12 protein-coding genes are annotated in these 16,304 nt (G+C 46.1%); 7 read left to right on the top strand and 5 right to left on the bottom strand.

All coding sequences use genetic code 11. From position 1 onward, the window contains the following. Nucleotides 1-4 precede the first annotated feature (4 nt). The 3 genes from RIG68_RS25330 (at nt 5) to RIG68_RS25320 (ending at nt 2,750) form a co-directional block, all read left to right on the top strand. On the top strand, nt 5-145 hold the full coding sequence (locus tag RIG68_RS25330) for a GIY-YIG nuclease family protein (protein WP_350129046.1): 141 nt from the start codon (nt 5-7) through the stop codon (nt 143-145). Nucleotides 146-646: 501 nt separating this feature from the next. Beyond that, the gene (locus RIG68_RS25325) at nt 647-1,885 is read left to right on the top strand and encodes an MFS transporter (RefSeq protein WP_350129040.1); all 1,239 of its coding nucleotides are present in this window, start codon (nt 647-649) and stop codon (nt 1,883-1,885) included. A gap of 58 nt (nt 1,886-1,943) precedes the next feature. Then, nucleotides 1,944-2,750: a GNAT family N-acetyltransferase gene (locus tag RIG68_RS25320; protein WP_350129037.1), complete on the top strand. Its 807-nt coding sequence runs from the start codon at nt 1,944-1,946 to the stop codon at nt 2,748-2,750. Between the two features lie 546 nt (nt 2,751-3,296). Here the strand turns inward: RIG68_RS25320 and RIG68_RS25315 are convergent. The 3 genes from RIG68_RS25315 to RIG68_RS25305 all read right to left on the bottom strand — a co-directional run bounded on the left by RIG68_RS25315 (nt 3,297) and on the right by RIG68_RS25305 (nt 7,521). Next, nucleotides 3,297-4,367, bottom strand: coding sequence for a dihydrodipicolinate synthase family protein (locus tag RIG68_RS25315; protein ID WP_350129034.1), 1,071 nt, complete (start codon nt 4,365-4,367; stop codon nt 3,297-3,299). A gap of 4 nt (nt 4,368-4,371) precedes the next feature. Beyond that, complete coding sequence (locus tag RIG68_RS25310) at nt 4,372-5,388, bottom strand: NAD-dependent epimerase/dehydratase family protein (protein WP_350129031.1); 1,017 nt, start codon at nt 5,386-5,388, stop codon at nt 4,372-4,374. A gap of 63 nt (nt 5,389-5,451) precedes the next feature. Continuing rightward, a complete protein-coding gene (locus RIG68_RS25305) occupies nt 5,452-7,521 on the bottom strand; it encodes an alpha/beta hydrolase family protein (RefSeq protein ID WP_350129028.1) in 2,070 nt (689 codons plus the stop codon). Between the two features lie 283 nt (nt 7,522-7,804). Between RIG68_RS25305 and hemN the strand changes: the two genes are divergently transcribed. From hemN to RIG68_RS25290, 3 genes are all read left to right on the top strand, one after another. Further along, nucleotides 7,805-9,166, top strand: coding sequence for an oxygen-independent coproporphyrinogen III oxidase (gene hemN / locus RIG68_RS25300; RefSeq protein ID WP_350129026.1), 1,362 nt, complete (start codon nt 7,805-7,807; stop codon nt 9,164-9,166). Between the two features lie 61 nt (nt 9,167-9,227). Then, on the top strand, nt 9,228-10,127 hold the full coding sequence (locus tag RIG68_RS25295) for a serine hydrolase (protein WP_350129023.1): 900 nt from the start codon (nt 9,228-9,230) through the stop codon (nt 10,125-10,127). Nucleotides 10,128-10,291: 164 nt separating this feature from the next. Beyond that, the gene (locus RIG68_RS25290) at nt 10,292-13,399 is read left to right on the top strand and encodes a PQQ-dependent sugar dehydrogenase (RefSeq protein ID WP_350129020.1); all 3,108 of its coding nucleotides are present in this window, start codon (nt 10,292-10,294) and stop codon (nt 13,397-13,399) included. An 86-nt stretch (nt 13,400-13,485) separates the two neighbouring features. Here RIG68_RS25290 and RIG68_RS25285 read toward each other — a convergent pair whose 3' ends face one another. After that, on the bottom strand, nt 13,486-14,328 hold the full coding sequence (locus RIG68_RS25285; protein WP_350129017.1) for a DUF3750 domain-containing protein: 843 nt from the start codon (nt 14,326-14,328) through the stop codon (nt 13,486-13,488). 178 nt (nt 14,329-14,506) lie between these two features. On the opposite strand from RIG68_RS25285, the gene RIG68_RS25280 reads away from it, so the two are divergent. Continuing rightward, complete coding sequence (locus tag RIG68_RS25280; RefSeq protein WP_350129014.1) at nt 14,507-15,112, top strand: hypothetical protein; 606 nt, start codon at nt 14,507-14,509, stop codon at nt 15,110-15,112. A gap of 130 nt (nt 15,113-15,242) precedes the next feature. Here the strand turns inward: RIG68_RS25280 and RIG68_RS25275 are convergent, their stop codons facing one another. Next, on the bottom strand, nt 15,243-16,004 hold the full coding sequence (locus RIG68_RS25275) for a ThuA domain-containing protein (protein ID WP_350129011.1): 762 nt from the start codon (nt 16,002-16,004) through the stop codon (nt 15,243-15,245). Between the last annotated feature and the right edge of the window lie 300 nt (nt 16,005-16,304).

Genomic DNA, 16,304 nt, shown 5'->3' with positions numbered 1-16,304 from the left:
TTATATCGGCTACTCGTCCGATATGGAGAATCGACTAGATGCCCACAACATCTATCAAACTAAGGGCTATACTTTCCGGTATCGTCCATGGGTTGTTGTTCATACAGAATGCTATCCAACCAAAAAAGAAGCGATGATCAGATAGAAGCAACTTAAGTCGGCAAAAGGCAGAGAGTTCATCTGGAAACTGGTTAACTCAAAGCCAGATAGTTAGAGTGCAGGATGCATTCCGCCAGTAGTCGGACAAGTGATCCGCCAGCTGGCGGACGGCCAGTGAATTCTGCTCCCCGCTACAGTAAGAAAGCAGCTCAAAAGGCTGCTTTTTCCTTTTTTCTATGACCACTGTTTTCGCCCCGCCCTTGGGATCAAGCGAAAAATCTGGGGGATTACCCTTCAACCCCAATATCCCGAGCGGTCATAAAAAAGCAAAAGGTCCAAGCGAGACGCATTGAACCAGTTTTGCTTTTTTATTTAATCACAAACGAAACATTCAATCCCCAGAAATACAGATTGATCCCGCCCTTGTCATGCCTACAGGGCACGAAATTTATTTGACATCAGTTGAGGCTTGAGCATATTCGCTAAATGTCGTTAGGGTTTAATTGCATATTTTTACCAACGCCTATAGCTATTTAAACTTATTCTAATGAAGGATTCACCTACTAAAACTACTGTTCAGCAGCTTCTAAGTGTTCCCGTAATGGTGGCTGCGCTGGGATACCTGGTCGACATGTACGATCTATTCTTGTTCAGCATAGTTAGAGTGCCAAGTTTAAAGTCGCTAGGTCTTACAGACGAACAGGTGCTAAGCGATGGAATTCTATTGCTGAACCTGCAGATGGTGGGAATGCTCATTGGCGGGCTATTTTGGGGTGTGCTTGGCGACAAAAAAGGAAGGTTGTCTGTTCTGTTCGGGTCCATTTTAATTTATTCGATTGCCAACATTGGGAACGGGCTGGTGACCACTATTGAGCAGTATGCCGTCTTAAGGTTTATTGCAGGCTTCGGTCTTGCCGGCGAATTGGGAGTAGGCATTACTTTGGTGGTAGAAATCCTCCCTAAGAATATTCGGGGTTATGGAACGACATTAGTAGCTACTATGGGCGTTTTTGGCGCATTGCTTGCCTTTTTGATTGTCCAGTTTTTTGAGTGGCGAGCTTCCTATTTTATTGGGGGTGGACTTGGGCTCTTGCTAATGGTTTTAAGACTAAAAGTTTTTGAATCTGGTATCTTCCTGCAACTAAAACAGCAAAACATCAGGCGGGGAGACGTACGTATGCTGTTCAATAATAAAGCCAGGTTCTTGAAATATATGACCAGCATTGTGGTAGGCATGCCTATATGGTTTGTGGTCGGCATCCTGATTACCTTCTCTCCAGAAATTGGCAGAGCGATGCACCTTGACCAACCTGTTGATGCGGGAAGGGCAGTGCTTTTTGCGTTTGCTGCACAGGTGGCGGGCAATCTGGCAAGTGGTTTTCTCAGTCAATATTTGCAGAACAGAAGACAGGTGATTTTTTCATTCATGATGGGCTCATTTTTCCTGACAGTTATCCTCCTATTGGCACCTTTCTCAAGCACAACCCTGTTCTACCTGTTATGTGGTTGTCTGGGCTTTTTCAGTGGTTATTGGACACTTTTCATCACCGTGGCTGCCGAACTGTTTGGCTCCAACCTGCGTGCCACTGTGGCCACCACCGCTCCTAACTTTGTGAGGGGAACTATCATTCCACTCACGTCCATTTTCCTGGTAATGAAAGGCTATATCGGAACCATTAACAGTGCCCTGGTTACCGGAGTTCTCACGTATTTAGCAGGCATGATAGCACTTTACTATCTGGAAGAAACCTTTAAGAAAGACATGAGTTTTGTGGAAGAAGCCTGATATGAGTAAAAGTGATTTCATATTGCGGCCGCTGAAATTGAACAACATCAGTGCAGCAATGAACTTATCAACTGCTGAAGGCTGGAACCAGACAGAAAGAGATTGGGCACTGCTTATTAAGGAGAGTGAAGGCGCTTGTGTACTGGCAGAGCATGATTCAAAAGTTATTGGTACCACCACGGCGATCAGGTATTCACATCAGCTGGCATGGATTGGTATGGTACTGGTCGACAAAGCATACCGAGGCCAGGGTGTAAGCAAAGCTTTGCTCGCTCATGTTTTCAAGAATGCAAGCGACATATCGATCAAACTGGATGCTACTCCAGCCGGGCAACAAGTGTATAGACAATTCGATTTCAAAGACGAGTACCTTATCGACAGAATGGTGAATGTATCGTTGACGAATTCTGCGTCATCCGACAACAGCGGCATAGAACCAGAGCCAGTGAAGCCGGAAAACATCGAAGATATTGTCGCTTTTGATGCTGCTGTTTTTGGCACAAAAAGAGAGCACCTCGTTACCTCACTTGTAAAGGAATATCCAGATAAGGCATGGATGGTAAGGCATAACAATCGGGTGACCGGGTTTGTGCTGGGAAGAGATGGCAGTAAGTACCATCATGTGGGGCCGGTTTCTGCCTCAACTATTGAGGACGCTCAGGCCCTCATTGCAAAATCGCTCAGAGGGCTTATCCAAAAACCTGTGGTGGTAGATGTGTTGCAAGACAAGCAAGCTTTGATTGCCATGTTAAAATCGCTGGGATTCACCAAACAAAGGCACTTTGTGAGAATGTACAGGAGCGAAAATTATTATCCGGGAATTACAGGGCATTCTTACTGCATCTGCGGCCCTGAATTCGGCTAGAACCAGTCTTTGTTTGAAAATCGGCACATGAATCAAGCAGATCGTTGGTATTAAGAACCCTCAGAACTAAAGGAAAGTAGCTAGTAAGAATCTGTGGTAAATTATACATTTATGTGGCGGACAAAGAATGCCATTGCAGAAGGTTAGTCATGGATTATCTTTTTTATTCGATTTATACATTTATTGCAAAAATTGAGAGGGGATATCCTTCTCAGACTAGTAGTCGACGGGCAATGTCTACAATAAGCATAATTGCCGGGTTAATGCTGCTCGACATTGTATCAATTTTTCAAATCAGTTTAAATAATGCAACATTCATAACAGCATGGCTGATCTTAGTGGCGGTTTTTTATTTTCTTTTCTACTTTAAAAAAAGGTACTTGTCAATTGTTGAAAAATTCTCCGAAAGAAAGAATAGCACTTTACTAGGCGGAAGCCTCGTGCTTGCTTTTGTGATAATATCAATTGCCCATTTCATTCTAAGAAATCCTGGCTAATTTAACGACACAGAAATCTCACTTTTTAATAGCAAAGAAAAATCCAGTCTTAGCCAAATTTATCTACCAAGAACCTCCTCACAAATTCATCATCAGTCAAATGCCTGTAACTTTCGCAAATCCGATCAATCTCTTTCGCCTGCCCAGCCGAAAGCACTTCCTCTGCATTTAAACAAAACCCTCCCTGTAAAAGGCCCTGCCTGCGCAGCACTTCGTGAATACCAGGAATACATCCCTTGAAAGCATTCCTGGCATCAAAAATAACGGCATTCATATCAGTTACCTCCACCCCTTTTGCCAGCAATTTTTCTACCCCTGCATAATCACTTGCGATGCATGTTTTTATTTCTTTGAAAAGCTCAACCGCCTGCTTTGTCCAAACGGCCCAATGCCCCAACAACCCACCGACAAATGCTTTTTCAACCTTCTCTCCATTCACCGTGAATTGGTAAGGTGTGAGCAAGTCAGCAACGATGTTGTCGTCATTGCCCGTATAAAGGGCTATTTCGTCTCTTCTGCTGGAGTGACACACCGCCCTGACCACGTCCAGCGTCTGGTACCGGTTGAAGGCGGCGACTTTGATGGCTTGCACATTGGGAATTTCGGCGAAGTCCCTCCAAAAATCATAACTCAAATAGCGACCACCTACAGCAGGCTGAAGGTAAAATCCAAAAACAGGCATGATTTCAGCGACCGCTTCCGTGCGCTGGATGAGTTCAGCTTCAGTATAATTATTCAACCCTCCATTACTGAGTAAGCCAAGATGGTATCCGTACTTCCGTGCTAACTCAGCTTCTCTCAAGGCCTGATCGGTGGGCCCACAAATACCCGCTACTTTAATAAACGGACGTGTCAATTCAGCCCTTTCAATTTCATCTGCAGCCATTCTAAGTACTGACTCCAACAAATTGATTTCTGGTTTACGGATTTCGAACTGTGTGGTGTGAACACCCACTGCCACCCCTCCTGCTCCGCTGGCCATGTAATAACGGGTGAGCTGCCGCTGCCTGGCTTCATCCAGGTGAAGTGCTGCTGTGAGCGCCAGTGGATGGGCCGGAATAACCGTCCCCTCGCTTAATAACTTAGCCACAGAGGAATCGAGTTGTATATGTTTAGGCATGAGCTTAGAATTTTCCTTTTCTTTCTGAAAAGTGAGTGGGCTTATTTAAAATTTCACCCCCCTCATTGTACCATTCAAGGATGGCCTCCATCATTTGTCTCAAGCTAACTTTGGGATAGCCAAAAAGACGGAAGGACTCGGCCGCATTCGATAATAACGAGGTGGATTGCTCTTCATTGATGAACTCAGGCGTAGTGCCCAGTATTTTCCCAAACTCTTCAGCCAGCCAGCGGACTGAAACAATTTCGGGGCCCGTTACATTCAATATTTTGGCCGGTGTGGTACAATGGTGAAGGGCTCGTAAGGCTATTTCGTTGGCATCGCCCTGCCAAATCACGGTTACAGTGCCCATGGCCAGGTCAATCGGTTTGCTCTTTTTCACGGATTTGGCTATTTCCAACAACACTCCATACGAGACGTCGTTAGCATAGTTCAGCCGGTAGATTAAAATGGGCGTGTTGTTTTTGGCGGCGAAGTATTGGAAAATTCGTTCACGGCCCAGGCATGACTGGCCGTACTCGCCAATGGGTTCTGGTGGCAGCGATTCGGTCGCCCCCCCACTTACTACGGGGACGAACGGATACACATTTCCTGTAGAGAAAACGACAATGCGGGAATTTTTGAACTTCTCTGCTACTCTTCCGGGGAGGTAGGTATTCATGGCCCAGGTAAAAGATTCATTCCCTGTGGTACCAAACTTTGTTCCAGCCAGGTAAAGCACATTAGGCACCTCAGGAAGCGCCTGTAGCTGGTCTTCGTCAAGCAAATCGGCTGTGATTGTCTCAACACCATTTTGTTGCAGCCTGGCCTGAAGACCTGGCTCAGAAAAACGAGAGACACCAATAATCCGCTTTTTTAATCCGGCCTGATCCACCGTCTGCTTTGCTAACAGGGCAAGCGCCGGCCCCATTTTCCCGCCAACGCCTAAGATAAGAATGTCTCCCGTCAGTGTTGAGATTTCAGAGATAAGCGCCTCTGAAGGCTTTAATAGGTGCTGGTATCGTTTTTCCAGATCGTTCATATTCTGTTGGCTTCCGTATTTCTAATTTCTTCCCAAAAGGCAGTTGGTGATCATACCTTTACATCAATTGCTGTCATTCCTGGCGAACCCGCCCCTTCCCAAACGCTTAAGAATATTTTCTGACCATTGATAAGCATCGGGAACATCACCAACAAACATAGTTTTTGTCGGCCAAATGAAAGCCGGTAATTGATTGACATCGGTCGCTTGAAGACAATTGAGCATTTCTATTGTCGGCCCTTTTCCTTCGGGGTCGCTCGTCACATCCTGCGTGGCAGGTGGGTTATTCAATATGACGGCTTCACATTTCCCATCCAGTAAGGCAGCATACAAAGCCACCACGGCCATCTCATCTCTGGCAGCAATGCCAATTTTTGCTGGATCAACATCAGAAAGTGTACGGCTGAATTGAAGGCTCCTCAAAACATCATACACCTGCATGGAGGCAATTGTTCTTCCTGTCCAGGCCGAGGCACGTCTTATATGCCATTGAAGCCCAGGATCCCACCCCGTTTCTCCAACGCCCCTCGGCTCAAAATAGGCTATGTTCCAGTCTTTTGAAAATTTGGAAGCGAAGCTTTCAGAATCCCACCGATCCTCATCATAATTGCGTAGCACGACCATTAAAGGCTTAACCGTGTTTGAATCGCCTCTCCAGCGGACGTCTATTTTTAAGCGCCATCCCTCCTCTGAAACAAAGCTGAATATTCTGTTTCCGGCGTTTTCATTAAACATACTTTGTATTTCGAGTTGCGAATCAAAAGCAGCCTCTTTTACTGGAAAGTGGCCAAATGTTTTTTCACGCAAAAATACTTTTACCGAATCCCGATGAGAAGAAAGCTCTTCTTCGGTAGTGATTTCCGGAGCCCTGGCAAGTGGGATAAAAGAATCCTGTATCGTGCTTGACCGGTCTCCTTCCGGCGGGCCATCGACGTACACTTTCAGCTCTTCAAAAGAAGGCTGGCTTTCAGGATTCTCATCAATATCTCCCACCTGATCCGGAGTAATTTTCTTCCCCATAAGTTTATCAAGGAAAAAAGAGAAAATTTCCTGACGAGATGTTTGATGGTAAGAGTGGCCACCTGGTGTTTCAACAAGAGATATGTTGTCGGGCTTCCCATACAAATCGTACATTTTCTGAGCTTTAGATTCAAGCTCACGTACCGATTCAATCTTATACATCTCATCCTGGTTGGCCTGGGCGATGAGCAACGGCCGTGGGGCAATCAAAGCGCCTATGTCGGCAAAATCACGGCCATAGAGATTATTGGGCATCATGCAGTCGCAGTGTCCGTCAACGGTTCTGTTGAATACATGATCCTTTAATGTGGCTCCCCCGCAAACAGGAGCAACGGCCTTTATGCGGGGATCGGCAGCAGCAATGTACCACGACTGAGAGCCACCGCCTGAAATGCCAGTCACTCCGATTTTATCTGCATCCACCTCCGGCCTTTCTGAAAGAAGATCAATAGCCCGAATAGCATTCCAAAGTTCGACTCCGGCAGGGTTATATCCCCGGCTATACCAATTGAACCACCCTTTTGAATAGGGCCCCCAATGATGCCCCTGCACCTCGCCAAACTGAATCGTTTCGATGATCAGCGATACAAACCCTAACTGTGCAAATTTTATCGGGTGGGCCTGGTAGTGTGCCTTCTGGGTTGGAGAGTGGCCACATACGTAAAGGATGGCAGGTCTGGGGGCTTTGATGCTGTCAGGAATGTACAGGTTAGCCCTTACGTATAAGCCGGGAAGTGACTCAAAATACAGCTTTTCAATTCGGTAGCCCTCTTTCTTGATGGTGCCCGTCACCTTTACGTTCAATGCCGACTTTTCTCCGTTCAAAGGCAGGTGATCAATCCCCATCATTTCTATAAACTCCACGTAACGCTGACGCCTTATTTTCTCCCAATCACCTAGCGTCTGAATATCAGAATGGAAATTGTCGGTAATATCTGCCGATACTTTGTTCAGGTAGCTCCGGATATTATTCTCGACCGACAAGCGAGGAACCTCACTGTCAACTCGGGAAGCTGAAGGATCGGAACATGATGAAATAAAGAGGCAGCCACATAGACAAAGGATGGTGATAACATGAAAAGCCACATACCTGGTCCTAGTTTGATGATCCATTGAAAAGAGGTAAAGTTGTTTTGAGTTGCGGGCCTGCATTCATTTGGCGGCAACAGCATCATTAAAATTAGCAATTATTACGATTACCATTCTTTCGGATCGGTGGGATTTAAATTTTAATCGTCAGTCTGAGCACTGAAAATGGAGAAAGAGCGGGCTGTATTTCATCTTGCGACTTACTCCAGCGCTTGTCTTAACTGAATCTCTTCAAGTTATTTGCTGATTTTTATCATTTCCCAATGGAGATAGATGACTTTTCTTTGTAAGTAAATCAGGTAAAAACATGCAGCAGCAGTCATCCCTTCTTTCCAAATACAATATACCAGGGCCCCGTTATACCAGTTACCCCACCGTGCCCTACTGGGAGTCGGACGATTTCACCTGCAAACAATGGACCCGAAGCTTCCAGCAAGCATTTGCTGAAACCACTGATGAAGAGGGCATTAGCTTATACATTCACCTTCCCTACTGCGAAAGCCTGTGCACGTTTTGCGGGTGCAACAAACGGATTACCAAGAATCACGGAGTGGAAACACCCTACATCAGTACCGTGCTGAAGGAATGGGACTTATACGTGGCACGGCTTCCAAAAAAACCGGTGATTAAAGAGATACACCTGGGCGGCGGAACACCGACGTTTTTTTCTCCAGTCAGCCTGCAGTGGCTAATTATTGGCATACTTTCAAAAGCCCATAAGCACCCCAAAGCATCTTTCAGCTTTGAAGGGCATCCTAACAACACCTCCTATGAGCATTTGAAAACACTCAGAGAACTGGGTTTTAACAGGGTAAGCTATGGTATTCAGGATTTTGATCCGATAGTGCAGGAGGCCATCCATCGCCATCAGACGTTTGACAAAGTGAAGCAAGTGACAGAGTGGTCAAGGCAATTGGGCTATACATCCATCAACTACGACCTGGTTTACGGCCTGCCTTTTCAAACATCAAACTCCATCATTGATACGATTGAGAAAGTAAAGGAATTGAAGCCGGATCGCATAGCATTTTATAGTTATGCCCATGTGCCATGGATCAAGGGAAATGGACAGAGGAAGTTTTCGGAAGCTGACTTACCAAAAGATGATGAAAAACGAGCATTGTATGAACTTGGAAGAGACATGTTGCTGGACATCGGTCTGGTGGAAATAGGTATGGATCATTTCGCTACCAAACAGGATGAGCTTTATGAATCATCAATTAACGGACAGCTACACCGTAATTTCATGGGCTATACCGCATCATCAACCAAATTACTGATTGGGTTGGGCGTTTCTTCTATCAGCGACTCGTGGTATGGATTTGCGCAAAACCACAAAGATATTGAAACCTATCAAGAGTCAGTTGAAAGTGGCTTTTTACCAGTTTTCAGAGGGCATATGCTCAATCAGGAAGACCTCATCATCAGGCAGCACATACTCGATCTTATGTGCAGGTTCTCCACAACGCTACTTGAGGCACAAATGCCGTACCGCTCCATACTGGAAAGACTGGCCGAGCCCCTGCAGGATGAGCTAATTGAATTGAGGGGAGACAATGTCCATATCACTGAAAAAGGACGTGCGTTTATCCGTAACATTTGCATGGCGTTCGATAAACGGCTTTGGCGAAAACAGCCCGAAACGCAACTTTTTTCATCCACTATTTGATGGTATGAGTGGTTTGGCAGCTAAAGGGTTTGTGCTTTACTTTGAACAAAGCCTTTACCCAATGAAAAAACCTACCTACCTGATATTTGCTTTGGCACTCACGTTGGCCGCTTGCCAACCCTCATCAAAAAAACAAACGTTGAATGAGCTGAAGCAAAGCATCGAAGCAGATTTTGAAGCCAACACCGGCGACTATGCGATTGCTTTCAAAGATCTCAGCAATCCTGACAATCAACTGTACATCAACGAAAAGGAGATATTTCATGCAGCCAGCACCATGAAAACGCCGGTGATGATTGAGCTGTTTAGGCAAGTCCGTGCCGGTAAATTCAGTCTTTCTGACTCCATTCTGGTTGTTAATGAGTTTAAAAGTATTGTAGACTCATCGGCCTATACCATGGATATCGGCGAAGATAGTGGCGAAGGGCTTTACAGCTTTATTGGCCAAAAGCTCACTATTTATGACCTGACGTACGAAATGATCACTGTGAGCAGCAACCTGGCCACCAATATCCTTATCGAATTGGTAGGTGCTCCGAACGTAATGACAACCATGAAATCATTCGGAGCTAACGACATCCAGGTGCTGCGTGGCGTGGAAGACCAAAAGGCCTATGATCTGGGCATGAACAACACCACAACAGCCAAAGACCTGGCCATTGTGATGGAAATGATTGCTACCAACAAGGCTGGCACCCCCGAAGACTGTGCTGCGATGATCAGGATTTTGGAAGAACAGCGGTTTAATGAAATAATACCCGCCTACCTGCCCGACTCAGTAGTCGTTGCCCACAAAACAGGTTCAATTACCAAATTGCATCATGATTCTGGCATTGTTTACCTGCCTGATGGAAGGAAATATGTGTTGGTACTGTTGTCTAAGAATCTGAACACCATTGAAGAGGGTACCGAAGTACTGGCAAGGGTGTCGGAAAAGATTTATAGCTATTTGAATCAATAGTCAGCAATAGTTATAGTTTCAAAAAAGACTGCAATCGATTCAATCGGGCAAAGGCTATCTGTCGCCGGATTAATATATTTACCGCCCTCCTTTGAGACGTTTGTCTACCAGTGTTGCCGTGTATCTCCCTATTTTGCCTGCTCAAATTAATGTGAATTATATTGATGAAACAACACCTACTTGAAAAGGCATCGTGGAAACTTCTGCCGTTTGTCCTTATCACCCTCATTGGATTTTCCTGTAGCGAATCACGTGACAGCTCGCTTTTGGTTGTTTACGAAAAAAACCATGCGCTAGCAGCTTCGATAAATCAAATAATGAGTGATGCCACGACGCAAGGACTAAAAACCGACACAGTCTCCCTCACCAGCGACCGCCGTGGCGACAACCTTTGGAAGAACAAAGGTGTGCTTTTGCTGGCCAATACAAATCATCTTACACCACAGTGGCAAACCGACATTGAGCGCTACGTGCAAACAGGTGGGGCTTTACTTGCTCCCAGGGACACAGTCAACCAATACCAATGGCCCTGGCTGTTTGCTGCTGAGGAAGCCGGAACACAAAATTATGACGGCGGAAGAGTAACATTTTTTGCTACCGCAACCGACTTAACCGGTGAGGCCATCTCCTCCTCCTTAGCAGAAAATGCTATTAATAAAGAAGGTGCAAAGAGCCTGGCTGCACCCGACGTCAGCCGGTTTACCAAAATCATTCTCGATGCAGAGGTCAACGAGCCAATGGAGTTGGATATACTTCCTGATGGCAAGCTGCTGTTTATCGAGAGGGAAGGTAATCTGAAAATGTTTGATCCGGAGTCAAACGAAACGAAGATTCTGCACACTTTCAAAGTAAATACAGAAGGCAATTATGAAGACGGTATGTTGGGCCTTGCTGTAGATCCAAACTATGATCAAAACAACTGGATTTACATCTACTACTCTCCACTGGGTGGTGCCTCCCGGCAAAACCTATCCAGGTTCACGCTGCTGGCCGACAGCCTGATAGTGGGTAGCGAAAAAATTGTGCTGGAAGTAGGTGTGCAACGGGAAACCTGCTGCCATTCAGGTGGTGGTATTGTGTTTGGGCCTAACGGTCATCTTTACCTGAGCACCGGCGACAACACCAGCTCGAAGGAATCGAGTGGCTACTCCCCTCTTGACGAGCGCCCAGGTCGTGGGCCGTTTGACTCACAGAAGGGCTCCTCCAATACGCATGACCTTCGCGGCAAGATCTTAAGAATCAAACCTACGGCAGAAGGCTCCTATACGATTCCTGACGGTAATTTATTTCCCAAGGATGGTTCGCAGGGCCGACCAGAGATTTATGTCATGGGTTGCAGAAATCCATTCCGATTCACCGTGGATATGAAAACCGGTTACGTGTATTGGGGTGATGTGGGCCCGGATTCGGGTAGAGACAGCGAGAAAGGCCCTCAAAGCTACGACGAATGGAACCAGGCAAAAACACCGGGCTTTTACGGCTGGCCTTACTTCGAAGCGAACAACATTGCCTTTCCTATGGTTGATTTTGCCACAGATGAAATTGGCCCCAAGCAGGATCCGGCTCACCCTATCAACGAATCGCCCAACAACACCGGCTCAAGAGAATTGCCCCCTGCAAGGCCTGCCATGATCTGGTACCCTTACGGCCAGTCGGACATTTGGCCCATGCTGGGCACAGGCTCCAGAAGTGCCATGTCGGGCCCCATGTATTACAAGCCAGCCAACGCTTCGAAAGCGGGATTTCCTGAGTATTACAATGGCAAGCTTTTCATTTATGAGTGGGCACGCAGCTGGATCAAGGTGGTGTCGTTTGACGAGGATTGGAACCCAACGCAAATTGAGTCGTTTCTCCCTGACGAAACATTTGTGAAGCCTATCGACATGGAGTTTGACAAAAACGGCGTGATGTACCTGCTGGAGTATGGGTCGAACTATTTCGCCAATAATGTAGACGCAAGGTTGGTAAGGATTGAGTACGCCGAAGGCAACAGGGCGCCTGTGCCAGCGGTAGCGACGGACAAAACCAGAGGTGCAGTGCCGCTTACTGTCAACTTCTCAGCGCAGGGCTCTTTTGACTATGATAAAGACGATGCTTTGATATTTAGCTGGACAACCAAAGACGGCAAGAAGTATGAGGGCCGTGATGTGAGCATTACTTTTGATCAGCCCGGTGAACAAGAAGTGGAGCTTACGGTCACTGACTCCAAAGGCGAAACTGCATCAGCCTTTGCCAGGGTAATAGCCGGCAATGAGCCTTCCAACATCGATTTTGACTACAGCGGCAACCAATCCTTCTACTTTGGCAAAGAGACCAATACCTACAAAGTAATAGTGACCGACAAAGAAGATGGCAGCACAGAGGATGGCAGCATAACCCAAGAGGCCGTAAGTGTTAATTTCAGCTATCTGGAAGGCGGCTATGACCAGGCCAACCTGGGCGAGGACTTCTTCAAAAACCCAGCCATCAATGTAAAAGGCAAAAACATGATCGCCAACAGCGATTGTATGTCGTGCCACTCTGTGGATCAGAAATCGATTGGGCCTACCTACATCGAAATTGCAAAAAGATACGCTGATGACCCTTCGTCAAGAGACATGCTGGCGGGCAAAATCATCGAAGGCGGCAATGGCAACTGGGGCCATAGCCTGATGGCGGCTCATCCGCAGCTAACACTCGACGAAACAAGGGTGATGGTGGACTATATCCTATCGCTGGTGAAAGAAAGCCCAACGACAAGTTTGCCTTTGACCAGCAATATTACGCTGAATAAACAGACCGCTGAAAACCAAGGCGCTTATGTTGTCGGCATTCGGTATACCGACAAAGGAAATGGCACCATTCCTGCCATCGAGTCGTCAAAGATGATTATGATCAAGGCGCCCGTACTTGAGGCTGAAAACTACAATTTCTTCAACGATGTGCAACAGCAGCGCCCCAATGGTGGTGACTTTGCCTTCCTGAGCAATATCAACGATGGGTCATATATTGGCTACAAAAACATTGACCTGAAGGGGATCAGCAAAATTTCTGTAACCATGATGGGTGTGAAAGGCGGAACGATCAAAGTGGTTTCAGGCAGCCCCACAGGCAAGGTTATCGGTACGGTGGATGTGCCAGCGTTCGAAGGCTCATGGAGAGATCGCCAGTGGGCAAATGCTGACATCACCATCGACATGGTGGATCAAATTGGCAATTTGTATTTTGTTGTTTCCCATCCGGATAAAGAGACAAACCTGATGAGTCTGGACAAAATCAGTTTTTTCAAATAGTTAGAAAACAAGTCGTACCCGACTATGAAGGCACCTGTCTTAAGAAGGCAGGTGCCTTTTTGCTCCCAATCAAGTTGACTTTATTGTCACCGTCCGGTAGCCTCTGATTCTGAGGAGGAAAAGACCAAATCAACATCCACCGGAGCTGTTCCTACTCTTCCCACAGCGGGTAGCTCAAGGGCCAAATCAAATAAATCAAGTTCCAGGCTTAGTCCAAGTACATTCACCTCCACCCCTTCCTGAAACCCAGCCGTGAGACCCAATAAACCATACACAGAAGCCTGCACCCCACTACCACTTGCCGACCACCCAAACGTTTCTTTCCATGGCCGCCAGTCCTTTCCAATGGCTGTAGATGGAAGGTCGAGACCAAGTTCGGGCACTTCAAGACCAAGCCATGCAATAAACGTATTGCTATTGGGCCCCGGCCAAACGGTGTAGGTGTCGGCGTACGGGTACTTTGATATTGCTGCTTCAACTTTATCGACAACAAGCTCAGCATCCGGGCCTCGCAGGTCAAGGAGAAGCGTGGGTTCATTGCCATACCAGCTTTTGTCGGGAATGCCTGCCTCTGAGAAAAGTGCGGTTCCATTTCTGTTTAGCGCCCACCCTATGATCTGGCTGACCTGATAATGATCCGCACCATGGCGTTTCGTAGCTATCCAGGTGTGTACAGCAAGCACCTTTTTAGCGCCCCAGGTACGAGCAGCATATACCTGCACGACTGCGTCTTCAAACTGGTCGGGCTTTGGCGCTAGCCCATAGCTGTAGCCAGGTCCGCCGATATCATCAGGTGCCAAATGCTCCCGCCGGGTTTCGAATGGCTCGATGAGATAAATACCATACGCATATAGCATCCCAAACAATATCCAGCCAATTTTTGAAACTGGCCATTTCCTTTTAGACTTATCACTGAGCAGTCGATCCATAAACGTTCATATATCATGATTACGGCTAGTCGAAAAAAAGTTGTCTATTTAGCAGAATATACCTTCGAAAACAGAAAATATTTTGGGCCAAACAGAGCCATTATTTACGTAAAATGGACTAATATTTGATTGATGAAAATAGCTTGAAACAAATATCCAATCATAGTAGAACTAAATCATGAAAAAACTAATCTTTATCTTCCTGCTGTTGGCGTCAACTTACTCATTCGCTCAACCAGCTGTTTTTTACTTAAAGAGTGCAGCTATAGATACTGTAAACATTACATCCCATGGCACCTATAAGGTTCAGACTGACAAAGGAGACTATAAATACTCAGATCTCACGATGATAGTCTTTCCTGCAAAAGACACCCAGTTTTCAAAAGACTATTCTGACTATGCCAACAGAGGGATTATTGTGAGGTTTCTAGATCCAAACGCTGACCCGGCCGCAATTAAAGTGGCTGTACCAGAAAAACGGTCGCCAGTAGTGCTAACGAAAAAGCCGACATCACCGGATGGTATGAGCAAGGATGATCTGATTGTTTACCATCTGACAAAATTTAACAATACCCGTCTTACTGGTAAGTTCCTTCAAACAGCCGGAATGGTTTTGAGCCTTGGTTCAGCCCTGATTTATGCGAAAGACGGGTCAAACTCGAACATCGCCGGTACGATGGTTATTGCTGGTGGGTTGTTTTCGATAGTTGGCTTCGGAATAGACATTTCCGCCAGCAAACACCTGAACAGACTCACGCTGGAATACTCATTCGGCAACAAGTAGTGCAAGCCTTTCGGGTGTTTTTGAAAAAAAATAACCTGTCTTTCGAGTTTCCTATCAGATTGACCTTTTTATGAACAAAAAAAGTAGCCTACTTACCCGGAAGCTACTTCCCCCTTTTCAAAAGAAGTTCCTACTTCTTAATCCCTTTTCCGGTAGCAGCCCAATAGATGCCACCATATAAGTGATCCAGGAATGTTTGATCAGAATAGATAGCACCGATATGGCCTAGTCCTGTATAAAATGCTCTACCACCATCGTAGTTGTGGTACCACGCAATTGGGTGGAAATCGCCCATGCCCTTTCTGGCAGTACCACCCCAGTTGGTTGAGGCGTCATAGCTTTTTTCGTCCACGGTGAGTAAAAATTTCAAGTCGTCAGACTTAAACGGCTTTTGGTACTCATACCATTCGTCAGTCCATAGTAGTCTTTTGGGAAATCTCTCCATTCCCGGGAAATTACTGTCTAACACATCCAAATAGGCTGTTTGCTGCTGGGGATGAACCTGAAACATCATGCCTACCATTTTGGTGTACCATTCCCACTCGTATTCGGTGTCGGCAGCCGCATGAATGCCTACCCAGCCTTTGCCAGATTTAATGTACTTTTCGAAGGCTGCCTGCTGCTCATCATTCAAGATGTCGCTGGTAGTGCTAAGGAAGATCACCACATCATAATTGGCCAGCTGCTTGTCATTAAAAACGGAGGCGTTTTCCTGCCAGTCGACCGAGAAGTTGTGTCTCTGAGCCAGCGCACGCACGCCATCTACGCCTTCGTGAATAGACACGTGGTGGAAACCAGCTGTTTTAGTGAAAAGAAGCACTTTGAATTGCTGCGCTTGTGAAGCAGACACAATACAAATTGCAAAAAGCAACGAAAGTATGTTTTTCAACATTGGATTTAGGGGTTTAAGTCTTCTTAATTAATTGATAGTAAATAAACATGCGGGTATATCACCACAGGCACTTTTCAGGTCATAAAAAGGGCTCAGGTTCCTGCTCAATCAAAGCATTTGTATCAACTGTAATTACGCCAGAAACTTTCAATTTACCTACAATGGTGTTCAGAAGACATCCATGAAAGGGATAAATGGCTTCTCTCGGATAGACGCATCAGGCCTATGTTGTCGATTTCAGGTTCGGTTTACAAATTCCTGATGTCTCAGGCAGTCTATCTAATATTTTATTCGCTAAAT

The sequence above is a fragment of the Imperialibacter sp. genome, assembly GCF_040222385.1.
Taxonomy (GTDB): domain Bacteria; phylum Bacteroidota; class Bacteroidia; order Cytophagales; family Cyclobacteriaceae; genus Imperialibacter.
The sequence above is the reverse complement of the archived record's forward strand: the minus strand, read 5'-3'. Positions and strand labels throughout refer to the sequence as shown.